This is a genomic window from Pelomonas sp. SE-A7, assembly GCF_030345705.1.
Lineage (GTDB): Bacteria > Pseudomonadota > Gammaproteobacteria > Burkholderiales > Burkholderiaceae_C > JAUASW01.
The window spans coordinates 672,205-694,328 of the sequence record NZ_JAUASW010000001.1; the positions used below are offsets into that span (position 1 = coordinate 672,205).

The 22,124-nt window shown below is 68.3% G+C and carries 16 protein-coding genes; 14 read left to right on the plus strand and 2 right to left on the minus strand.

Features of this window, described 5'->3' with window-relative positions; all coding sequences use genetic code 11:
- Position 1: 1 nt before the first annotated feature.
- On the minus strand, positions 2-433 hold the full coding sequence (queF, locus tag QT382_RS03015; protein ID WP_289254676.1) for a preQ(1) synthase: 432 nt from the start codon (positions 431-433) through the stop codon (positions 2-4).
- Between the two features lie 255 nt (positions 434-688).
- On the opposite strand from queF, the gene smc reads away from it, so the two are divergent.
- The 3 genes from smc to QT382_RS03030 all read left to right on the plus strand — a co-directional run bounded on the left by smc (position 689) and on the right by QT382_RS03030 (position 6,109).
- Positions 689-4,201, plus strand: coding sequence for a chromosome segregation protein SMC (smc, locus tag QT382_RS03020; protein WP_289252564.1), 3,513 nt, complete (start codon positions 689-691; stop codon positions 4,199-4,201).
- Between the two features lie 79 nt (positions 4,202-4,280).
- The gene (locus tag QT382_RS03025; RefSeq protein WP_289252565.1) at positions 4,281-5,333 is read left to right on the plus strand and encodes a cell division protein FtsZ; all 1,053 of its coding nucleotides are present in this window, start codon (positions 4,281-4,283) and stop codon (positions 5,331-5,333) included.
- A 14-nt stretch (positions 5,334-5,347) separates the two neighbouring features.
- Positions 5,348-6,109, plus strand: a complete 762-nt coding sequence (locus QT382_RS03030) for a substrate-binding periplasmic protein (protein WP_289252566.1) — start codon at positions 5,348-5,350, stop codon at positions 6,107-6,109.
- A 1-nt stretch (position 6,110) separates the two neighbouring features.
- Here the strand turns inward: QT382_RS03030 and QT382_RS03035 are convergent, their stop codons facing one another.
- Entirely contained in the window at positions 6,111-7,661 is a 1,551-nt protein-coding gene (locus QT382_RS03035) for a methyl-accepting chemotaxis protein (protein WP_289252567.1), read from the minus strand.
- A gap of 185 nt (positions 7,662-7,846) precedes the next feature.
- Here QT382_RS03035 and QT382_RS03040 point away from each other — a divergent pair, with 185 nt between their 5' ends.
- The 11 genes from QT382_RS03040 to QT382_RS03090 all read left to right on the plus strand — a co-directional run bounded on the left by QT382_RS03040 (position 7,847) and on the right by QT382_RS03090 (position 22,119).
- Entirely contained in the window at positions 7,847-8,317 is a 471-nt protein-coding gene (locus tag QT382_RS03040; RefSeq protein ID WP_289252568.1) for a 2,4'-dihydroxyacetophenone dioxygenase family protein, read from the plus strand.
- Positions 8,318-8,403: 86 nt separating this feature from the next.
- A complete protein-coding gene (locus tag QT382_RS03045; RefSeq protein ID WP_289252569.1) occupies positions 8,404-9,444 on the plus strand; it encodes a helix-turn-helix domain-containing protein in 1,041 nt (346 codons plus the stop codon).
- A 196-nt stretch (positions 9,445-9,640) separates the two neighbouring features.
- The gene (locus tag QT382_RS03050) at positions 9,641-10,111 is read left to right on the plus strand and encodes a 2,4'-dihydroxyacetophenone dioxygenase family protein (protein ID WP_289252570.1); all 471 of its coding nucleotides are present in this window, start codon (positions 9,641-9,643) and stop codon (positions 10,109-10,111) included.
- A gap of 48 nt (positions 10,112-10,159) precedes the next feature.
- A complete protein-coding gene (locus QT382_RS03055) occupies positions 10,160-11,959 on the plus strand; it encodes a DUF1302 domain-containing protein (RefSeq protein WP_289252571.1) in 1,800 nt (599 codons plus the stop codon).
- Between the two features lie 20 nt (positions 11,960-11,979).
- Positions 11,980-13,347, plus strand: a complete 1,368-nt coding sequence (locus QT382_RS03060; RefSeq protein ID WP_289252572.1) for a DUF1329 domain-containing protein — start codon at positions 11,980-11,982, stop codon at positions 13,345-13,347.
- 111 nt (positions 13,348-13,458) lie between these two features.
- On the plus strand, positions 13,459-14,499 hold the full coding sequence (locus QT382_RS03065; protein WP_289252573.1) for a WD40/YVTN/BNR-like repeat-containing protein: 1,041 nt from the start codon (positions 13,459-13,461) through the stop codon (positions 14,497-14,499).
- Between the two features lie 2 nt (positions 14,500-14,501).
- Positions 14,502-16,916 (plus strand): efflux RND transporter permease subunit, encoded by a 2,415-nt coding sequence (locus QT382_RS03070; protein ID WP_289252574.1) that lies wholly within the window; start codon positions 14,502-14,504, stop codon positions 16,914-16,916.
- Position 16,917: 1 nt separating this feature from the next.
- Positions 16,918-18,555 carry a 3-(methylthio)propionyl-CoA ligase gene (locus QT382_RS03075; RefSeq protein ID WP_289252575.1) on the plus strand — a complete coding sequence of 546 codons (1,638 nt, stop codon included), beginning with the start codon at positions 16,918-16,920 and terminating at the stop codon, positions 18,553-18,555.
- A 14-nt stretch (positions 18,556-18,569) separates the two neighbouring features.
- A complete protein-coding gene (locus QT382_RS03080) occupies positions 18,570-19,481 on the plus strand; it encodes a haloalkane dehalogenase (RefSeq protein WP_289252576.1) in 912 nt (303 codons plus the stop codon).
- Positions 19,478-20,959, plus strand: coding sequence for a DUF1254 domain-containing protein (locus tag QT382_RS03085; protein WP_289252577.1), 1,482 nt, complete (start codon positions 19,478-19,480; stop codon positions 20,957-20,959). Before QT382_RS03080 ends, QT382_RS03085 begins: the two co-directional genes overlap by 4 nt.
- A complete protein-coding gene (locus tag QT382_RS03090) occupies positions 20,959-22,119 on the plus strand; it encodes a zinc-binding dehydrogenase (protein WP_289252578.1) in 1,161 nt (386 codons plus the stop codon). The genes QT382_RS03085 and QT382_RS03090 overlap by 1 nt, the downstream gene beginning before the upstream one ends.
- Positions 22,120-22,124 lie beyond the last annotated feature (5 nt).

Genomic DNA, 22,124 nt, shown 5'->3' on the forward strand with positions numbered 1-22,124 from the left:
ATCAGCGCAGCAGGCCGGACTCGAACGAGTGCGAAGGCAGATCCACGCGCGGTTGGGGCTTCCAGCCCTTCTTGCGATGCTCGACCACCACATTGGTGTAGATGCCGCCGCGCACGTACCACTTGGCGGTGATGCGGATGAAGCGCGGGTCGGTGACCTTCACGATGTCCTCGAGGATGGTGTTGGTCACTTTCTCGTGGAAAGCGCCTTCGTCGCGATAGCTCCAGAAGTACATCTTCAGGCTCTTCAGCTCGACGCAGTACTGGTCCGCGATCATGTCGATGGTGAAGTGGGCGAAGTCGGGCTGGCCGGTCAGCGGGCAGTGGCAGGTGAACTCGGGCACCTGGAACTGGATCACGTAGTCGCGCTCGGGGGCCGGGTTGGGGAAGGCGTGGATTTCCTTGCTGGGGCGCGAAGGCGGGTTGGGCGGCATCTCCCGCATCTTGGGCGCGGCCTTGTTCGAGGCCTTGTTCGGGCGCTTGGCAGCGGTCTTGGCAGCCGGCTTCTTGGCGGCAGCGGGGGCGGTCTTGGCCATGTTCTGTTCCATGCGGGCGCACGCCTGTCCGAGGGCCAGGCGCAACGCAATTTCGGGGAGGGGCCGATGGTATCATCCGGCCCCGAGACAAAGCCCCGCCGAGGGGCTTTTCTTTCGATAAATCAACGGCTTAGAAGTCGGATTCCTCAAGCCATGCGCCTGAACTCGATCAAGCTCTCGGGCTTCAAGTCCTTTGCCGACCCGACCAATTTCCAGCTGCCGGGTCAGCTGGTCGGCGTGGTCGGACCGAACGGCTGCGGCAAGTCCAACATCATGGACGCCGTGCGCTGGGTGCTGGGCGAGAGCAAGGCCAGCGAGCTGCGCGGCGAGTCCATGCAGGACGTGATCTTCAACGGCTCGGGCAACCGCAAGCCGGCCAGCCGCGCCAGCGTGGAGCTGGTGTTCAGCAATGAAGACGCCCGGGCCGGCGGCCAGTGGAACCAGTTCACCGAGATCGCGGTCAAGCGCGTGCTGACCCGCGACGGCACCTCCAGCTACTTCATCAACAACCAGCCGGTGCGGCGCCGCGACGTGCAGGACGTGTTCCTTGGCACCGGCCTGGGTCCACGCGCCTACGCCATCATCGGCCAGGGCACGATCAGCCGCATCATCGAATCCAAGCCTGAGGAACTGCGCATGTTCCTCGAGGAGGCCGCCGGGGTCTCCAAGTACAAGGAACGCCGCCGCGAGACCGAGAACCGGCTCAAGGACACGCGCGAGAACCTGACCCGGGTCGAGGACATCCTGCGCGAGCTGAACAACAACCTCGACAAGCTGGAGCGCCAGGCCGAGGTCGCCGCCAGCTACCGTTCGCTGCAGGACCAGGGCACGCTCAAGCTGCACCAGCTGTGGTTCCTCAAGCACCGCGATGCCGCGGGCGAGGAAGCGCGCGTCAAGACGGCCCAGCTGGAAGCGGTCAATGCGCTGGAGGCCCGCACGGCCGAGCTGCGCCATGTCGAGGCCGAGCTGGAGACGGTGCGCCAGGCCCATTACGCCGCCGGCGACGAGCTGCATGCCTCGCAGGGGCGCTTCGCTGAAGCCCAGCTGGAAGTGAGCCGGCTGGAGGAACGCATCCGCTACGTGGTCGAGGGCCGCAACCGCGTCGAGCAACGCCTGGCCGAGCTGAATGCCCAGAACGAGCAATGGCAGCAGCGCTGCGCCGAGGCGAACGACGAGCTGGAAAGCATCGCCGCCCAGATCGCCATGGCCGAGGAGCAGAGCGAGGTCCTCGCCGCCCAGGCCGAGGAGCAGTCGCTCAACCTGCCGAACAGCGAAGACCTGCTGCGTGCCGCCCAGGGCCGCGCCAACGAGCAGCGGGTCCACGTGACGCAAGTCCAGCAGCAGATCCAGGTGCTGGCCGCCGACAGCCGCAACATCGACGAACAGTCGCGCACCTTGCGCACCCGCCGCGAGCGCCTTGCGACCGAGCGTGCCGGCCTGGCCGTGCCCGACCAGGACAAGCTGGCCGAACTCAAGGCCCAGAGCGAAGCCGCCGACGAACAGCGCGAGCTGATGGATGCCCGTCTGCATGAGCTGTCCGAGCAGGTGCCGGCGCTGGACGAGGCCCGTGCCGCTGCGCAGCTTGACGCCAACAGCCAGATCGCCCGCCAGTCCGAGCTTTCGGCCCGCCTCGAAGCGCTGCGCGCGCTGCAGGAAAAGGTCCAGACCGAGGGCAAGCTCAAGCCCTGGCTGGCCAAGCATGGGCTCGAAGGCCTGGCCGGCCTGTGGACCAAGCTGCATATCGAGACCGGCTGGGAGAACGCCCTCGAAGCCGCGCTGCGCGAGCGCATGGGAGCGCTGGAAGTCGGCCGCCTGGACATAGTCCGCGCCTTCGCGGCCGATGCGCCGCCGGCCCGCCTGGCCTTCTATTCGCCGCCGCAACCCGGCATCGTCAACACCCACCAGACGCTGCCGCGCCTCTCCGAGTTGCTGCGCCTGAACGACGGCGGCCTGAAAGCGCTGCTGAACGACTGGCTGGAAGGCGTCTACACCGCCGCCACGCTGGACGAGGCCCTGGCCGCCCGCGACAAGCTGACCCACGGCGAGGTCATCATGACCCGCGAGGGCCATGCGGTCAGCCAGTTCGCCGTGGCCTTCTATGCGCCCGATTCCGAGCAGGCCGGCCTGCTGGCCCGCGCCCAGGAGATCGAGAACCTGGAGCGCGAGCTGCGCGCCCAGGGCCTGATCACCGAAGACGCCCGCAGCCGCGTGGTCCGCGCCGACGCCGCCTACACCGAAGCAAGCCAGCGCCTGGCCGGCGTGCGCCGCGAGGCCAGCGAGGCCCAGACCCGCGCCCATCAGCTGCATGTGGAATTGCTGCGCCTGAGCCAGCAGGCCGAAGCCGCCAGCACGCGCCGCACCCAGCTCGAAGAGGAGCTGGCCGAGATCGATGCCCAGGCCGAGGAGCTGCAGGAGCGCCGCATGACCGGCGAAGCCCGATTCGAGGAACTGGACCTGCAGCTGGCCAACACGCAAGAGAAGCACGCCGAGCTGGAAGAGGGCGTGATCAATGCCGAGCGCAAGCTGGGCGAAGCTCGCGAACAGCTGCGCGCGCTGGAGCGCCGTTCGCAGGAGGCGCAGTTCAGCGCCCGTGCCCTGGCCTCGCGCCGCGGCGAGCTGCAGCGCTCCATCGAAACCGCCCAGGCCCAGGTCCAGCAGAACCAGGCCTCCAGCGAAAGCCTGCAGACCGAGCTCACCACGCTGAACGATGCCGCCGCGCAAGCCGGCCTGCAGGACGCGCTAGCGCTGAAGCTGGAGCGCGAACAGGCCCTGGCCGCGGTCCGCAGCAATTACGACGACCTCAGCCTGCGCCTGCGCAAGGCCGACGAGCAGCGCCTGGAATTCGAGCGCAGCCTGGACCCGCTGCGCGAGCGCATCACCAAGCTGCAGCTGGAAGAGCAGGCCGCCATGCTGGGCGGCGCCCAGTACATGGAGCAGCTGACCGCAGCCAACGTCAATCTCGAGGAGCTCGCCAAGACCATCGAAGAAGGCGCGGTCAAGCTCTACGGCCTGCAGGGCGAGATCGACCGCATCAACCGCGAGATCGCGGCGCTGGGTGCGGTCAACCTGGCCGCACTGGACGAGCTGACCGCGGCCCGCGAACGCAAGACCTTCCTCGATGCGCAGAACGCCGACCTGACCTCGGCCATGAAGACGCTGGAGGATGCGATCCACAAGATCGACCTGGAGACCCGCGACCTGCTGGGCACGACCTTCAACCAGGTCAACGAGCATTTCGGCCGCATGTTCCCCAGCCTGTTCGGCGGCGGCCAGGCCAGGCTGATGATGACCGGCGACGAGATCCTCGACGCCGGCGTGCAGGTGATGGCGCAGCCGCCCGGCAAGAAGAACTCGACCATCCACCTGCTCTCGGGCGGCGAGAAGGCGCTCACCGCCATCGCCCTGGTGTTCGCGATCTTCCAGCTCAACCCGGCGCCGTTCTGCCTGCTGGACGAGGTGGATGCGCCGCTGGACGACGCCAATACCGAGCGCTATGCCAAGCTGGTGTCGGAGATGAGCGCCGTCACCCAGTTCCTCTTCATCTCGCACAACAAGATCGCAATGGAAATGGCCAGACAGCTGATAGGCGTGACCATGCAGGAGCAGGGCGTCTCGCGCATCGTCGCGGTGGATATGGAAGCCGCACTCAGCATGGCTGAAGCATGACAACCCCCACGCTTACTTCGCTCGCTGCCCCCCGAGGGGGCGCAATCCTTCCTTGGGGCGGCCCTGCGGAAGGATTCGCATGACCCTTACCGCATTGCTTGCCATCCTCGGCGGCCTGTTGCTGGCCGGTGTCGTCGCTCATGGCGCTTGGAGCGCCCGCAAGGCCGGCCCGCGCCGCGCCGAACCGGCGGCCGAACCCCAGCTGGGCGACGAACGCCAGGAGCCCAGCCTGGGCGAGGCCCGCGCCGCCGTGGCCGAGGAACTGGACTCGACCGCGCCCTCAGCCGCCCGCCTGGCACCGCGCAAGCCCTCGGCCCGCATCGACGCGCTGATCGACGTGATCGCCACGCTGAGCCTGGATGCCCCGGTCAGTGGCGAGATGGCTGCGGCCTCGATGCCGCCCAGCCGGCGCGCCGGCACCAAGCCCTTCCACATCGAAGGCCTCAATGCCGAATCCGGCGACTGGGAACTGCCGCAGCCCTTGCAGCGCTACAGCGAATTCCAGGCCGGCCTGCAGCTGGCCAACCGCAGCGGCGCGCTGAACGAGATCGAGTATTCCGAGTTCGTCCAGAAGGTCCAGGCCTTCGCCGACGGCATCAATGCCTCGGTGGACTTCCCGGACATGCTGGAGGTCGTGGCTCGCGCCCGCGAATTGGATCAGTTCGCCAGTGCCCATGATGCGCAGCTGGCTGTGCTGCTCAAGGCCCGCAGTGCCGCCTGGACCCTGGGCTTCGTCCAGCAGCTGGCGCTGCGCCAGGGCTTCGTGCCGGGTGCGATTCCCGGCCGCCTGGTCCTGCCTTCGGACGAGGAGGGCGCGCCGCCGGTGCTGACCCTGAGCTTCGAATCGCAGGCCGCGCTGGCCGAAGATCCCCAGGCCTCCTCGCTGCGCGAGCTGACGCTGGCGCTGGACGTGCCGCAGACGGCCGAAGGCCAGGAGCCCTTTGCGGCCTGGCAGGAAGCGGCCCGCGGCCTGTCGCGCGACATCGAGGCCGACATCTGCGACGACCGCGGCCAGGTGCTCAACCTGCACGCCTTCGCCGCCATCGACCAGGAGCTGGGCACGCTGTACCGCGCCCTGGCCTCGCGCGACCTGGCGGCCGGCTCGGCCGCGGCGCGACGCTTGTTCAGCTGAAACCGGCTGGCCGCATGACCCGGATGCTTGGCCGGTTCCTGCTGCCCCTGATGCTGTGGCTGCCGGGCCAAGCGGCCCTGGCCGGCCCGCAGACGCTGAGCCTGGCCTCGGACGACTGGTGCCCCTTCATCTGTGCTCGCGGGCGCGAGCTGGGCGGTGGCCTGCTGGTCGAGGCAGTTCAGCGCGCGCTGCCCGAGGTGGTGCTCAAGCCGCGGCTGATGCCCCTGAACCGGGCCATGGTGGATACCTTGGCGGGCCGCATCGACGGCATCTATGCACCGGCCCTGGATCACCGTCTGAGACTGAGCCAGCCCGTGCTGCGGTCGCGTGCCTGCTTCTACCAGCTGGCTGGCAAGACCTGGCGCTATGCGGGGCTGGAGTCGCTGAAGGACAGGCGCCTGGCCGCCATTGCCGACTATGGCTATGACGGCGCCGATTTCGACCGCTGGCTGGGCCGCGCCGATCGTGCGCAGCTGGACTTGAGCTATGGCGAGAACGCCGGCCGCAACATGCTGGCCAAGCTGCAGCGCGGCCGGGTGGACCTGATCGTCGAGCACCAGGCCGTGCTGCGCCACCTCAGCCGCGAGCTGGGCCTGCCCGCCGAGCAGCTGCGCGAGGCCGGCTGTCTGGAGCAGACCCTGCCGCTGGTGATCGGCTTTGCCCGCGACCGCCCCGACAGCAAGCGCTGGGTCGAACGGCTGGACCGAGGCATGGCCGAGCTGCGGGCCAGCGGCGAACTGGCCCGCCTGGCCCAGCGTTACGGGCTCACACCCTAGCTCAGACCGACTTCAGCCGGAACCGCGCCACCACCTCGGCCAGCTTGCTGGCCTGCTCGCGCAGCGACTCCGAAGCGGCCGCCGATTCCTCGACCAGGGCGGCGTTCTGCTGCGTCATGCCGTCGAGCTGGGTGACAGCGGTGTTGACCTCGCTGAGGCTGCCGGTCTGGTTCTGCACCGCGTTGGCGATCTCGGCAATCAGTTGGGTCACGCGGCGCACCGAGTCGACCACCTCGCCCATGGTGGAGCCGGCGTCGGCCACCTGGCGGTTGCCGGCCTCGACCTGTTCGACCGAGCTGGAGATCAGCGCCTTGATCTCGCGTGCCGCCTGGGCGCTGCGCTGCGCCAGGGTGCGCACTTCGCCGGCCACGACGGCAAAGCCGCGGCCCTGTTCGCCAGCCCGGGCCGCCTCGACGGCGGCGTTCAGCGCCAGGATATTGGTCTGGAAGGCGATGCCGTCGATCACGCCGATGATGTCGCTGATCTTGCGCGAGGACTGCTGGATGCCGTCCATGGTGCTGACCACCTTGGCCACCATGCTGCCGCCTTGCTCGGCCACGGTGGAGGCCGTGGCGGCCAGGCGGCTGGCTTCCAGGGCCGAGGCGGCGCTGTTGCGGGCGCTCTCGGTCAGCTGCTGCATCGCAGCCGAGGTTTCCTCGAGGTTGGAGGCGGCCTGCTCGGTGCGGGCCGACAGGTCGGCACTGCCGCTGGAGACCTCGCGGCTGGCCTCGGCGATGTAGTCGGCGCTGTAGCGCACCGTGCTGACCGAGGCATTGAGCGCTTCCTGCATGCGGGCCAGGCAGCGCAGCAGGTCGCCCAGTTCGTCGCCGCGGGCGCTCTGCACGTCGGCACTGAGGTCGCCGCCGGCAATGCGGTCGGCGGCGTCGGCCGCTTCACGCAGCGGCTGGGTCAGCGAGCGCGTCATCAGCCAGGCGACCAGGCCGCCCAGGCCCATGGCCACGGCCACCATCAGCCAGATGCCCCAGAGCACCGACTTGTAGCTGCTCTCGGCATCGGCCTTGGCCGCCTTGGCGCCGGCGGTATTGATCTCGGTCAGCTTGCCGATGGCGTCGGCGGTGGAGCGGAACACCTTGCGCGACTCGCCGCGCAGGTAGGCCAGGGCCTCTTCCTGCTGGCCGGCCTTGACCATGTCGACCAGCTTGTTCTGCGAGCTCTTGTAGCTGTCGATGATGCTGGCGAACTCCTTGAACTGCTGGCGCTCGGCCTCGCTGCTGAGGCTTTCTCCATAGGACTTGAGCAGGGGAGGCAAGACCTGCCACTGCTTGGCCAGCCGGGCGCCTTCATCCTCGATGGCCTTGGCGCCGCCGCCCAGCAGCATCTGCAGCTCGGCGCGGCGCATCTGGTTCAGGGATTCATTGATGCCGCCCAGTTGCTGGGTGCTGGGCAGCCAGTTCTCGCTGAGGTCGGTGACGTTGGCCTGGACCTGGTTGACGCGGCTGACCGCGTACAGGCCCATGAACAGCATCATCAGCAGCAGGGCACCGAATCCGAGGCCCATGCGCAGGCCTACTCGAACGTTGGAAAGCTTCATCGTCGATCCTTCGAAGTGCAGACAGCCAGGGACCGAAGGTAGCACCGGCCGGGTCGGCTGTCGCGCACGACTTGGTGACGGCCTTGTTGTCCGAAGTGGACAGCCAAGTGTCCGGGCCGGAGCTGTCCGGCCGCCAGCCCAGGGCTCAGCATTGGGCATCCCATCACCGAACGGAGACTGCCGCCATGTTCTGCGACCAGGTCGAAACCAGCGTGATCGCCGACGAATCCCTGCCCTGGGTGCCGTTCACGCCCTATGCGGACGACGTGTTCCTGAAGTACTTCAAGCTCGACCCCATCCGCGGCGAGATGATCGTGCTGATGAAGGCGCCGGCCGGCAAGCAGCTGCCCAAGCACCACCATTCGGGCACCGTCATCGTCTACACCATCGAAGGCCGCTGGAAGTATGTGGAGCATGACTGGATCGCCGGCCCCGGCAGCGTCGTGTTCGAGACGGCCGCCTCCAGCCACACGCCCCAGGTGGTCAGCGAGGAAGGCCATATCCAGGTGCTGAACATCGTGGTCGGCGACCTGATCTTCATGACGCCCGACAACCAGGTGCTGGCCATCGAGAACTGGAAGACCGGCCTGCAGCGCTACCTGGCCCATTGCGAGCAGCACGGCTTGACGCCGCGCGACCTGACCGCCTTCCGCTGATCCCTTTGCGGCGCGTGCTTGCACGCTCCCCTTCCAAGCTGCCGCGTCCTACACTGGCCGCGGCATTGTCCTTCTCGGACCGAACGATGCTCAGTCCCACCCGGCGCATCCCGGCTCGCTACTTCGCCCTGATGCTCGACGCGCTGCGCGAGCAGTGCGTCGACGTGGCCCGCCTGCTCAGGATGGCCGGCCTTGAAGCGGCCCGCTTCGAGCGCGCCGACGCCAAGCTGGGCATTGCCGAGCTCGACGCCCTGGTCTCGACCGCCCGCCGTGTCACCGGCCGCGGTGACCTGGGCTTCCAGCTGGGCGGCCTGATCAAGATGAACTCTCACCAGCAGCTGGGCTACGGCATGCTCAGCTGCGCCAGCTGGCACGAGGCCATGAAGCTGGTGGCCCGGCACTACCACCTGATGAACGAGGCCTTCGCCCTGAGGTACCGGCGCACCGACCCCCAGGCCGCCAGCGTGAGCCTGTACACGCCGCTGATCGACATGCCGCTGGAGACCTTGCACTTCCTGTACGAGACGCTGGCCCTGGCTCACCACAACCAGGTGCAGCTGATGCTGGGCGGCGAGGTGCCGGCCTACGACGTCTACCTGCCCATGCCGGCGCCGCCGCACAAGGCCCGCTACCAGGCGCTGGCGCCGGTGCGATTCCACTTCGAGCAGGATGCGCCGCCTGGCGTGCGCGTCGTCATGCCGCCCGAGCTGCTGGACCGCCCGCTGGCCATGGCCGATCCGCGCCTGGTACGCGAGGTCGACCAGCGCTGCTCGGCCCTGGCCCAGCGGCCCGGCCTGGGGGGCATCTCCTGGGGGGACTACATCGGCATGATGCTGCGCGAGTCGGAGGGCCTGCTGCTGACGCTGAGCAGCCTGGCGCAACGGGTCAACGTGTCAGCGCGGACCATAGACCGACAGCTCAAGAAGGAGGGGCTCAGCTTCCGCCACCTGGCCGACAAGATCCGCTTCGAGCGCGCCTGCGAGCTGCTGTCCGAGCCTGGCGCCAGCGCCAGCGAGGTGGGCCTGCTGCTGGGCTTCAGCAGCGTGTCCAACTTCAGCCGCGCTTTCAGGCGAGTGGTCGGCGTCTCGCCGGCGCGCTATCAGCGTGGGGGCCGGGCCCCGGCCTGATGCCCTGTGGCGCAGCCTGTGATGGCTTGCAGCCGACGGTCGGGGTTGGCCCTGGGTTGGCGGAAATTGACCAACAGGTGGCGGCACAGGATATGTGCAGCCAAGGGGGCTGTCGCGACCATTGCCGTCATGGGATCGGGTACTGCCTCGCAGGGCTGATCCCCAGCCGTCCAACCCTTGTCACCGGAGCGTGGCCATGTACTACCAGCAGGTCCAGACCGCGGTCGTCGACGACGAGTCGCTGCCCTGGCTCGTGCTGTCGCCGCAGCTGCCAGGTGTGCAGCTCAAGTACTTCCGCCTCGACCCGGTGCGCGGCGAGGTCATCGCCCTGGTCCGGCTGGCGCCGGGCACGCGCATGCCTCCGCACCAGCAGGGCGGTCACGCCATCCTCTACACGGTCAGCGGACGCTGGAAGTTTGCCGAGCACGACTGGATCGCCGGTCCCGGCAGCGTGGTGTTCCAGACCGCCGGCAGCCGCCTCAGCGCCGAGGTGCTGAGCGAGGACGAGCCGACGGTGGTGCTGGCCGTCGCGGTCGGCGACCGCGTGCTCTTTGATCAGCAGGGTGGCGTGATGGCCATTGAGAACTGGCGCACGGCGCTGCAGCGCTACCTGGACTATTGCAGCCTGCATTGCGTCACGCCGCGCGACCTGACCGCCAGTAGCTGAGAACCGATTTCTTCCCTTCCCACAAGAACCGACCGACAGGAGACGAATGTGCCCCGGAACCAATTCCAACTGAGTGCTTCGGCGCTCGCCATCGGCGCGCTGCTTTGCGGTGCCGCCCAGGCCGCCGAGTTCGACCTCGGAACCCCCGATGCCCAGTTGCGCCTGGATACGACGCTGCGCTACAACCTCGGCGTGCGGACGCAGAAGGCTGACCCGGCCATCCTCGGCAACCCGAACTACGACGACGGCGACCGCAACTTCAACAAGGGCCGCCTGGTCGCCAATCGCCTGGACCTGCTGAGCGAGATGGACCTGGTGGTCGAGAAGCGCTATGGCTTCCGCGTCAGTGGCGCGCTGTGGACCGATGCGGCCTACAACAAGCTGAACAACAGCTTTGCCGCCACGGCCAACAACCTGGTCGGCGGCCAGCCGGCGCCGGGCACGCTCTCCAGCGTGACCAGCCGCTATGCCAAGGGCGCGTCGGGCGAGTTGCTGGATGCCTTCGTCTTCGGCAACTTCGAGCTCGGCGACATGCCGCTGTCGGTGCGCGCCGGCCGCCACACGGTCTACTGGGGTGAGGCCCTGACCGGCGCCGGCGCCCTGCACGGCATTTCCTACGGCCAGTACGCGCTGGACCTGTGGAAGGGCTATGCGACGCCAGGCGTGGAAGCCAAGGAACTGTTCCGTCCGCGCAATTCGGTGACGGCCCAGCTGACCCCCACGCCCGAGCTGACGCTGGGCGCCCAGGCCTTCTTCGACTGGGAAGGCGCCCGCTATCCCGAGTCGGGCAGCTACCTGACCGTCAACGACGCGCTGCTCAATGGCGGCAGCTCCCTGGTCGTCGGCCCCAACCAGCGCATGCTGATGGGCGAGATCGGCAAGCCCAAGAAGAGCGGCGACTGGGGTCTGTCGGCCCGCTGGAGCCCGGACTGGCTGGACGGCACGGCCGGCCTCTATGTGCGCCGCACCTCCGACATCCAGCCGCAGCTGACCGTGGCGCCCGCCGTGGCCACCGTGCCGGCCGCCACCTGCGGCGCGCTGGGCTTCACCGCGCTGGCCGCCACCACCTGCTATGTGAATCCGGCGGCCGCCACCGTGCCGCAGATCCTGGCCGGCCAGGTCGGCCAGTACCGCGCCTTCTTCGGCCGCGACATCGACATCTACGGCCTGAGCCTGTCCAAGAGCCTGTTCGGCATCAGCGTCGGCGCCGAGCTGAGCTACCGCAAGAACATGCCGCTGAACAGCGCGCCGGTCACCGTGCTGCCGGCCAAGCTGGTCAACCCCGCCGCCGGCCAGGTGCCGACCACGGCCCTGGACAGCGGCGACATCCCCGGCGCCCGCGGCACCACCGCTCACGGCGTGCTGAGCCTGATCGGCACCATGGCCAAGACGCCGCTGTTCGACGCGGCCTCCTGGTCGGCCGAGATGGTGTTCAACCGCTGGATCAGCGTGACCCAGAACGCCGGCGCCTTCAAGGGCGGCGCTCCGTACACCAGCAATGCGGCCAACATCGACGCCGTGACCAAGAACTACATGGGCATGGGCGTCAACTTCACGCCGACCTGGTTCCAGGTCTTCCCCAGCGTCGACATCTCCATGCCCATGGCCTGGAGCGGCGGCCTGAAGGGCAACTCGGCCGTGATGTCGGGCGGCAACAAGAACGCCGGCAACTTCTCGATCGGCGTGTCGGCCGACATCCGGAGCAAGTACAGCCTGGCCCTGCGTTACGTGGGCTTCTACGGCTCCTACACCACCACGGCCACCGGCGCCATGAACGTGCCCAACGGCGTGGCCTCGGCCCTGACCGACCGCGGCCATGCGCTGCTGACCTTCAAGACCACGTTCTGACCAGAACCCGGAGACAAGCGATGAAGAACCCCAAGCAAACCCTGATCGCGGCCGCGCTGCTGGCCCTGGGCACGTCCCAGGCCCTGGCCGGCGTCAGCGCCGAAGAAGCCAAGAAGCTGGGCACCAGCCTGACCGCGGTCGGCGCCGAGATGGCCGGCAATGCCGACAAGAGCATTCCCGACTACACCGGCGGCCTCAAGGACATCCCGGCCGCCTACCAGAAGGGCACGGGCGTGCGCCCCGATCCGTTCGCCGCCGACAAGCCGCTGTACTCGATCAAGGCCGCCGACGTGGCCAAGTACGAGAGCAAGCTGACCGCCGGCGCCAAGGAGCTGCTCAAGCGCTATCCCAGCATGCGCATCGACGTCTACCCGACGCACCGCAGCGTGGGCTACCCCAAGTACGTGGTCGACAACACCCAGAAGAACGCCACCTCGGTCAAGACCAACGACGGTGGCCTGGGCATCGAAGGCACCTACGCCGGCTATCCGTTCCCCATCCCCAAGACCGGCAACGAGGCGATGTGGAACCACCTGCTGCGCTTCGGCGGCCACGGCTACTACACGCAGTACGACTCGATCAACGTGGACTCCTCGGGCAAGGCCGTGCTGGCCACGACCGGCCAGATCAACGTCGAGTACCCGTACTACGACCCCAAGCGCAGCGGCGCCTCGGGTGAAGCCGACATCTATTTCCGCACCAAGATCGCCTATGTCGCGCCGGCCCGCCGCGCCGGCGAGGCCCTGCTGGCCCAGGACTACATCAACCCGATGAAGAACGGCCGCAAGGCCTGGCAGTACCTGCCGGGTCAGCGTCGCGTCAAGCTCGCACCGGACATCGCCTACGACACGCCCAACCCGGGCTCGGCCGGCGCCTCGACCTATGACGAAGGCTGGATCTTCAACGGCGCGCTGGACCGCTACGACTGGAAGCTGGTCGGCAAGCGCGAGATGCTGATTCCGTACAACGGCTACAAGCTGACCTATGCCAAGGAGCCGATGGCGGTGACCACGGCCAACCACCTGAATCCCGACTACGTGCGCTGGGAGCTGCACCGGGTCTGGGTGGTCGAGGCCACGCTGAAGGAAGGCAAGCGCCACATCTACGCCAAGCGGACCTTCTATCTGGACGAGGACAGCTGGTATGCCGTCGCCTCCGACCAGTACGACGCCCGTGGCCAGCTGTTCCGCTCGGGCTTCGCCTCGGTCACGCCGGCCTACGAGCATCCGGCTCCGGCGGCGAGCGCCCAGTGGTTCCACGACTTCGTCGGCGGTGGCTACAACGTCTCCGGCATGCTGGGTGCCTATAACGTCGGCGTGAAGCTGATCGATGGGCTGCCCGCGGCCCAGTGGTCGTCCGAAGCGCTGGCCGGCGCCGGCGTTCGCTGACCGGCCCAGGGGAGGGCGCAGGCCTTCCCCTCCCACCTGTTACGGGGCGCGGCCCGGTCTCTTGCTGTCTCTCTCCTCTCTCTCGTCCGGGTCGCGCCCCACCTTCTGCTCATGAAGCAACACCTTCTTCTCGCCTGCTGCCTGTTTGCGCTGTGCTTTGCCAGCCTGGCCGATCCCCTGGGTCGACCGGCCCGCGAGAGCCGGCTGCTGGAGCAGCGGCTGATCAACGGCATCGACCATGCCGGCCTGAACCGCCTGGTGGCGGCCGGCCAGCGAGGCCATATCGCCTACAGCGATGACCAGGGCCAGCACTGGACCCAGGCGCGCGTGCCGCTGTCCTCCGACCTCACGGCCCTGCAGTTCGTCGATGCCAAGCGCGGCTATGCCGTGGGGCATGACGGCGTGGTGCTGGGCTCCAGCGACGGCGGCGCCAGCTGGCAGCAATTGCTCGACGGCCGCCGCGCCAACCAGCTGCTGCTGGACCATCTCAAGAAGCTGCCAGCCGGCAAGGAACGCGAGGCCCTGCTGGCCGAGGCCGAGCGCAACCTGGCAGCCGGCCCGGACAAGCCCTTCCTCGACCTGTTTTTCACGAGCGGCGACGAGGGCTTTGTCGTCGGCGCCTACAACCTGATCTTCCAGACCCGCGACGGTGGCAAGACCTGGACCCCCTGGTTCGAGCGCACCGACAACCCGCGCCTGCTGAACCTCTATGCGATCCGCGCGCAGGGCGGCAGCCTCTTCATCGCCGGCGAGGCCGGCCTGCTGATGAAGCTGGACGCCAAGTCGCAGCGCTTCGTCACCTTGGACGCCGGCTACAAGGGCAGCTTCTTCGGCCTGCTCGATGCCGGCGATGCCCTGCTGGCGCACGGCATGCGCGGCAATGCCAGGCTGAGCCGCGATGGCGGCAAGAGCTGGACCCCGGTCACCACCGGCCTGGCGGCCAGCATCACCGCCTCGACCCGCAGCCGCGACGGCGCCCTGTGGCTGGCCGACCAGGGCGGCAACCTGGTGCGCAGCCGCGATGGCGGCGCCAGCTTCCAGCGCGTGGCCCTGCCTGAAGGCGTGCCGCTGGCGACCCTGGCCCTGACGGCAGACCGCCTGGTGCTGGGCGGTGCCCGCGGCCTGCGCAGCGTGGCCTTGCCCACCCCGTAATCATGGCGATCTCCACCACTTCTTCCGAGATGCCGGTCGTGCGCGACCTGGCGGACTTCCCGCGCCACTCCGGCAGCTGGCTGGAGCGCGCGGTGTTCAACCGCCGCCGCACCGTGCTGTTCCTGTGTGCGCTGGCCACGCTGATCCTGGGCTTCATGTGTTCGAAGGTGGCGCTGAACGCCAGCTTCGAGAAGATGATCCCCACCGGTCATCCCTATATCCAGAACTTCCTGCAGCACCGCAAGGAGCTGCGCGGCATGGGCAACCAGCTGCGCATCGTGGTCGAGAACCCCGGCGGCTCGGTCTACGAGGCGGCCTACCTGGACAAGCTCAAGCGGCTCAACGACGAGCTGTTCCTGACGCCGGGCGTGGACCGCGCCTGGGTCAAGTCGCTGTGGCTGCCCACGGTGCGCTGGACCGAGGTGACCGAGGAGGGCTTCAACGGCGGCCCGGTCATGCCCGACGGCTTCGACGGCTCGGCCGACAGCATCGCCAAGCTGCGGCTCAACGCGGGCCGGGCCAACCTGGTCGGCAGCCTGATCGCCAACGACCTCAAGAGCAGCGCCATCGTGCTGCCGCTGCTGGAGCGCCAGCCCGACGGCTCGCGCCTGAACTACTGGCAGCTGTCCAAGGACCTGGATTCGCTGCGTGCCAAGTACGAGGCCGAGGGCCTCAAGGTGCGCATCATCGGCTTCGCCAAGATCGTCGGCGACTTGCTGGCCGGGCTCCTGCAGGTGGCGCTGTATTTCGGCGTCGCCATCGTCATCGCGGCGCTGCTGCTGTTCGGCTACACCCGCTGCATGCGCTCCACCGCCCTGGTGCTGGCCTGCTCGCTGGTGGCCGTGGTCTGGCAGATCGGCCTGCTGGCGATCTTCAAGCTGGAGCTGGATCCGTATTCGATGCTGGTGCCCTTCCTGGTGTTCGCCATCGGCGTCAGCCATGGCGCCCAGAAGATGAACGGCATCATGCAGGACATTGCCCGCGGCACCCACCGCCTGGTCGCGGCGCGCTACACCTTCCGTCGCCTGTTCCTGGCCGGCGTCACCGCCTTGCTGGCCGATGCCGTGGGCTTTGCCGTGCTGGTGCTGATCCCGATCCCGGTCATTCGCGAGCTGGCCATGACCGCCAGCATCGGCGTGGCCGTGCTGGTGTTCACCAATCTGCTGCTGCTGCCGGTGCTGCTGAGCTTCGTTGGTGTCAGCCCGCGCGCCGCCAGGCGGGCGCTGGAGACCGAGCAGCGCCAGCTGGCCGGTCACCGCGGCCTGTGGGTCTTCCTCGACCATTTCGCCGAACGCCGCAGCTGGGCCGCGGCCACGGTCATCGTCTCGCTGGCCCTGGGCGTGGCCGGATTCGTCGTCAGCCAGCGCCTGCAGATCGGCGACCTGGACCCGGGCGCGCCCGAGCTGCGGCCGAACTCGCGCTACAACCAGGACAACGCCTATGTCACCAGCCATTACGCGCTGTCCAGCGACGTGTTCGCCGTCATCGTCAAGACGCCTGCCGAGGGCTGCCTCAAGTACGAGACCCTGGACACCGTCGACCAGCTGGCCTGGGAGCTGCAGCAGCTGCCCCAGGTGCGCATGACCCTGGGCCTGCAGGACGTGGTTCGGCAGATCACCGCCGGCAGCTTCGAGGGCAATCCCAAGTGGCTGACCATCAGCCGCAACCAGGACGTCTTGAACTACGGCGCCCAGCAGGCTTCGGTGAACAACCCCGACATGTTCAACACCGAATGCTCGGTGATGCCGCTGGTGGCCTTCCTGGCCGACCACAAGGCCGAGACCCTGACCCAGGTGCTGGCCACGACCGAGCGCTTCATCGCCGAGAAGACGGCCGAGAACAAGCTGGATCCCGCCAAGCTGCAGCTGCTGCCCGCCGCCGGCGGCGCCGGCATCGAGGCCGCGACCAATATCGTCGTGAAGCAGGCCAACACGACCATGCTGCTCTACGTCTATGCGGCCGTGATCCTGCTGTGCCTGGTGACCTTCCGCAGCTGGCGCGCCACCGTCGTGGCCGTGCTGCCCCTGGTACTGACCTCCATCCTGTGCGAGGCCCTGATGGTCTGGCTGGGCATTGGCGTCAAGGTGGCCACGCTGCCGGTGATCGCGCTGGGCGTTGGCATTGGCGTGGACTACGCGCTCTACCTGCTGAGCGTGCAGCTGGCCGGCCAGCGCCGTGGCCTCACGCTTTCCGAGGCCTATGGCGATGCCGTGCTGTTCACCGGCCGGGTCGTCGCCCTGGTCGGCGTGACGCTGGCGGCCGGCGTCATCACCTGGGCTTTCAGCCCGATCAAGTTCCAAGCCGACATGGGCGTGCTGCTGACCTTCATGTTCCTGTGGAACATGGTCGGCGCCCTGGTGCTGATTCCGGCCCTGTCGCACTTCCTACTCAACGACAAGCACATCAAGGTGGCCTGATATGAACGGACAAATGATGCAGCAGCCGCTGCTGATCTCCATGCTGCTGGTCCATGCGGAGCGCCACCACGCCGAGCAGGAGATCGTGACCCGCCGCTGCGAGGGCGATATCCATCGCACCACCTACAAGCAGCTGGCCCAGCGCTCGCGCCGCCTGGCCAAGGCCCTGGCCCAGCTGGGCGTGCAGGACGGCGATGTCGTCGGCACCCTGGCCTGGAACACCGACCGCCATATGGAGCTGTACTATGCCGTGTCCGGCTCGGGCGCCGTGCTGCACACGCTGAACCCGCGCCTGCATCCGGAGCAGCTGTGCTGGATAGCCGCCCATGCCGAGGACCAGGTGCTTTGCTTCGACCTGACCTTCCTGCCCCTGGTCGAGGCCGTGGCCGCCAAGCTGACGAAGGTGAAGCACTTCGTGCTGATGACGGACCGGGCCCACATGCCCAAGGAAAGCAAGATCCCCGATCTGCTTTGCTACGAGGAGCTGATCGAAGGCCAGGACGACGGCTTCATCTGGCCCCGCTTCGACGAGAACCGCGCCTCCAGCCTCTGCTACACCAGCGGCACGACCGGCAATCCCAAGGGCGTGCTCTACAGCCACCGCTCCACCGTTCTGCACACCTATGCGGCCGCGCTGCCCGATGCGCTGAACTGCTCGGCCCGCGAGGTGATCCTCCCGGTGGTGCCCATGTTCCACGTCAACGCCTGGGGCCTGCCGTACATCGCCTGCATGACCGGCGCCAAGCTGGTGTTCCCGGGCCCGGGCCTCGATGGCAAGAGCCTGCATGAGCTGTTCGAAAGCGAGCGCGTGACCGTCTCGGCCGGCGTGCCCACGGTCTGGCAGGGTCTGCTGGCCCATGTGGAAGCCAATGGTCTGAGCTTCAGCACCATGCGCCGCACCATCATCGGCGGCTCGGCCTGCCCGCCGGCCATGATGCGCGCCTTCCAGGAGAAATACGCGGTCGAGGTGCTGCATGCCTGGGGCATGACCGAGCTGAGCCCGCTGGGCACGGTCTGCACCTTCAAGCCCAGCCAGCTGGACTACAGCAAGGAAGAGCGCTATGCGGTGCAGGCCAAGCAGGGCCGCGCCATCTTCGGCATAGACATGAAGGTGGTGGACGAAGAGGGCAAGGAACTGGCCTGGGACGGCAAGACCAGCGGCGAGCTGCTGGTGCGCGGCCCCTGGGTGGTCGGCGACTACCTGAAGGGCGAGGGCGGCAATCCGCTGGTGGACGGCTGGTTCCCCACCGGCGACGTGGCCCATATAGACGCGGCCGGCTTCATGCAGATCACCGACCGCGCCAAGGACGTGATCAAGTCCGGCGGCGAATGGATTGGTTCCATCGACCTGGAGAACATCGCCATGGCCCATCCGGCCGTGGCCATGGCGGCCTGCGTGGCGGCCCGCCATCCCAAGTGGGACGAGCGCCCGCTCCTGATCGTGGTGAAGAAGCCCGGCGCCGAAGTCACCCGCGAGGCCTTGCTGCAGTTCTACGAAGGCAAGATCGCCAAGTGGTGGACCCCGGACGACGTGGTCTTCGTCGACGCGATCCCGCTGGGCGCCACCGGCAAGATGCAGAAGAACAAGCTGCGCGAGCAGTTCCAGGACCATCTGCTGCAGGCCGCCCCGTCGGCCTGATACGGACGCCCCTGATGGAACTGCTGCGTACCCCCGACGAGCGCTTCGCCGATCTGCCCGACTATCCGTTCCAGGCCAACTACCTGCCGCTGGAGTCCGGCCCGCGCGTCCATTACGTGGACGAGGGCCCGCGCGATGGCAAGCCGGTGCTGATGCTGCATGGCGAGCCGACCTGGTCTTACCTGTACCGCCACATGATTCCGCCGGTGGCGGCCGCCGGCTTGCGCGTGCTGGCGCCCGACCTGGTCGGTTTCGGCAAGTCCGACAAGCCGCTGCGCCGCGAGGCTCACAGCTACGAAGGCCAGGTGGCCTGGATGCGCGAGTGGCTGGAGGCGCTGGACCTGCGCGGCGTCACGCTGGTCTGCCAGGACTGGGGCTCGCTGATCGGGCTGCGCCTGCTGGCCGAATGCCCGGAGCGCTTCGACCGTGTGCTGCTCGGCAACGGCGGCCTGCCCACGCATGAGCTGAAGATCGGCTGGGCCTTTCCGCTGTGGCGGGCCTTCTCGCGCTGGAGCCCCTGGTTCCCGATCGGCTGGATCGTGCAAGGCGGCACCCGCCGGCGGCTGAGCCGGGCCGAGCGGGCGGCCTATGACGCGCCATTCCCGGATGCCGCCCATGCAGTGGCTGCCCGGGTCTATCCCTCGCTGGTGCCGGTGCTCGGCTTCAACCCGCGCGGCAGCGACGACAACGGTCGCGCCTGGCGCGTGCTGGAGCAGTGGCACAAGCCCTTCATCTGCTGCTACAGCGACGGTGACCCCATCACCCGCGGGCTGGACCGCGAGTTCCGCCGTCGCGTCCCTGGTGCCGCCGGGCAGCCGCATTGCACCTTGCGCGGTGGCCATTTCCTGCAGGAGGACGACGCCGTGCGCTTTGCGCAGCTGATCATTGCCACCTGCAAGCCCCCGTCTTGCCAAGGACTCGAATGACCCGATCCCGGACCGGCGCGCGGCGCCTGCTGACAGCGCTGCTGCTGATCCTGGTGCTGCTCGCGGCCTGGCAGGGCCCCAAGCTTCTGGCGCTGTGGCGGGGCTGGCAGGCCTATGTCTACGCCTATCCGCTGGTCACGGCCGAGCTGACCCGCAGCGTGCAGACCGCGCCCGGGGCCTGGCAGCTGGCCAAGCCCAAGCCAGGGGCCGGACCGATCAACCGGCTCAACCACGTGCGCGCCTTCCCGGATGCGGACTTCCGCGACGTGGTCGCGCCCAACGCCGACACGCTCTACACCATCGCCTGGCTGGACCTGGGTGCCGAGCCGCTGGTGTTGCACCATCCCGAGATGAGCGGCCGCTACCTGCTGCTGGAGCTGATGGACAGCTGGACCAACGCCTTCGCCTCGCCGGGTACCCGCCAGTACGGCAGCGCTGCGCGCGACTACGCCATCGTCGGCCCGGGCTGGAAGGGCGAAGTGCCATCCTCCATGACGCGCATAGACGCGCCGACCCGCTACGTGATGCTGATAGGCCGCACGGTGACCTCGGGTCCGCAGGACTATGCCGCCGTCCATGCGCTGCAGGACCAGTATTCGCTGCGCACCCTCGCCGGCGCCGAGCCGCCCTCGGTAGCTCCGGCAGCGGACAAGGTCGACACGCTGACGGCCGTCGTGCGACAGGTCTCCATGCTCGACGTGGCGAGCTACTACTCGCTGCTGGCCCGCGCGCTGGTGGACAACCCACCGGCCGCTGCCGACGCGCCAGCGGTGGCCCTGCTGGACAAGCTCGGCATCCGCGCCGGCCAGCCCTTCGACCCCGCCAGCCTCGATGCCGACACGCGCGAAGGCCTGGAGGCCGCGCGCCGCCTGGCCCAGGCCGTGTTCGAGCAGCGCTCGGCCGGTACCCAGGTCGACACGGCCCAGGGCAGCCTGGCCCAGGGCGCTGCACGCGTGCTGAACGGCCTGATCGACCGCTCGCTGAATCGCCACAACGGCTGGCTGATGCCGCTGGGCCTGGGCGACTACCAGACCCGCTACCTGCAGCGCGCCATCGTCAGCCTGGTCGGCTTCGGTGCCAACCGCGCCATCGACGCGGTCTATCCGGTGACGCCCAAGGATGCCGACGGCGAATTCCTGGACGCCGGCCAGCGCTATCGCCTGCGCTTTGCGCCGGGCCAGCTGCCGCCGGCGGGGGCCTTCTGGTCGCTGACGATGTACGACGAAGCCAGCTTCTTCGTCGCCAACGAGATCAACCGCTTTGCCCTCGGCGACCGTGATTCGCTCAAGCGCGGCAAGGACGGCAGCCTGGAGCTGGTGATCCAGCAGCAGCGCCCGAGCGAAGGCATTGCCAACTGGCTGCCGGCACCCAAGAGCGGCCGCTTCAAGCTGATGCTGCGCATCTACGACCCCAAGGCCGAGTTGCTGGAAGGCCGCTGGGTACCACCGGCCGTGCAGCGCCTGCCCCAGGAGCCTTGATGAAAGCCGTCGTCTGCCAGAACCAGCAGCTCGAAGTGCGCGAGCTGCCGGAGCCGATTCCCGAGCCGGGCCAGGTGCTGGTCAAGGTGCTGCGCTGCGGCATCTGCGGCTCGGACCTGCATGTGCGCCAGCATTGCGACCACTGGGGCCAGATCATGAGCCGCAGCGGCTACCACTCGCTGAAGAGCTCGGCCCAGGCCGTGGTGTTCGGCCACGAATTCAGCGCCGAGGTGCTGGACTACGGTCCCGGCACGAAGCCGAAACTGAAGCCGGGCACGCCGGTCGTGGCCCTGCCTTTCCTGAGGCGCGGCGAGCGCATCGAGGCGCTGGGCCTGTCCGAGCATTGCGGCGGCGCCTACGCCGAACGCATGCTGGTGCAGGATTCGATGATGCTGGCCATTCCCAACGGCCTGGATCCGCGCGTGGCCGCGCTGACCGAGCCCATGGCCGTGGCCTGGCATGCGGTACGCCGCAGCGAGCTCAAGAAGAGCGACGTGGCCGTGGTGATCGGCTGCGGACCGGTGGGCCTGGCCACCATCTGCCTGCTCAAGGCCAAGGGCGTCAAGACGGTGGTGGCCAGCGACTTCGCGCCGGGCCGCCGCGCGCTGGCCAAGGCCTGCGGTGCCGACGTGGTGCTCAATCCGGGCGAGGACTCGCCGTTCAAGGACTGGAAGGACTGGGGCTGCATAGGCGACCTGCCGGGCCTGCTGGACCTGGCGATGACGACCCGCGAGCAGCTGGGCAGGCTGCCCGTGCCCTGGTGGCAGGCCTGGCGCCTGGCCGAGGCCCTGGGGGCTGTTCCTAAGCGTCCGGTGGTCTTCGAATGCGTGGGTGCGCCCGGCGTGCTGCAGAACCTCATCAACGGCGCGCCGCAGATGACGCGCATCGTGGTCGTGGGCGTCTGCATGCAGCCCGACCAGATCGAGCCGGCCATGGCGATCAACAAGGAGATCGAGCTGCGCTTCGTGCTGGGCTATTCGCCGCTGGAGTTCCGCGACACCCTTCATGCCATGGCCGATGGCAAGGTGCGCTGCGAGCAGTTGCTGACCGGCGAGGTCGGCCTGGCCGGCGTGGACGCGGCCTTCACCGCGCTCAAGGATCCCAACCGCCACGCCAAGATCCTGATCGACCCGGCCAGCAGCCTGACGGCGCCGGCCTGAGATCG

Bases quoted from the DNA above. Each gene is read 5' to 3' on its own strand.
- QT382_RS03080 (WP_289252576.1), top strand. From the start codon at position 18,570: ATGGAACTGCTGCGTACCCCCGACGAGCGCTTCGCCGATCTGCCCGAC.
- QT382_RS03075 (WP_289252575.1), top strand. From the start codon at position 16,918: ATGAACGGACAAATGATGCAGCAGCCGCTGCTGATCTCCATGCTGCTG.
- smc (WP_289252564.1), top strand. From the start codon at position 689: ATGCGCCTGAACTCGATCAAGCTCTCGGGCTTCAAGTCCTTTGCCGAC.
- QT382_RS03040 (WP_289252568.1), top strand. From the start codon at position 7,847: ATGTTCTGCGACCAGGTCGAAACCAGCGTGATCGCCGACGAATCCCTG.
- QT382_RS03045 (WP_289252569.1), top strand. From the start codon at position 8,404: ATGCTCAGTCCCACCCGGCGCATCCCGGCTCGCTACTTCGCCCTGATG.
- QT382_RS03070 (WP_289252574.1), top strand. From the start codon at position 14,502: ATGGCGATCTCCACCACTTCTTCCGAGATGCCGGTCGTGCGCGACCTG.
- QT382_RS03065 (WP_289252573.1), top strand. From the start codon at position 13,459: ATGAAGCAACACCTTCTTCTCGCCTGCTGCCTGTTTGCGCTGTGCTTT.
- QT382_RS03085 (WP_289252577.1), top strand. From the start codon at position 19,478: ATGACCCGATCCCGGACCGGCGCGCGGCGCCTGCTGACAGCGCTGCTG.
- QT382_RS03030 (WP_289252566.1), top strand. From the start codon at position 5,348: ATGACCCGGATGCTTGGCCGGTTCCTGCTGCCCCTGATGCTGTGGCTG.
- QT382_RS03035 (WP_289252567.1), bottom strand. From the start codon at position 7,661: ATGAAGCTTTCCAACGTTCGAGTAGGCCTGCGCATGGGCCTCGGATTC.
- QT382_RS03025 (WP_289252565.1), top strand. From the start codon at position 4,281: ATGACCCTTACCGCATTGCTTGCCATCCTCGGCGGCCTGTTGCTGGCC.
- QT382_RS03050 (WP_289252570.1), top strand. From the start codon at position 9,641: ATGTACTACCAGCAGGTCCAGACCGCGGTCGTCGACGACGAGTCGCTG.
- queF (WP_289254676.1), bottom strand. From the start codon at position 433: ATGCCGCCCAACCCGCCTTCGCGCCCCAGCAAGGAAATCCACGCCTTC.
- QT382_RS03090 (WP_289252578.1), top strand. From the start codon at position 20,959: ATGAAAGCCGTCGTCTGCCAGAACCAGCAGCTCGAAGTGCGCGAGCTG.
- QT382_RS03060 (WP_289252572.1), top strand. From the start codon at position 11,980: ATGAAGAACCCCAAGCAAACCCTGATCGCGGCCGCGCTGCTGGCCCTG.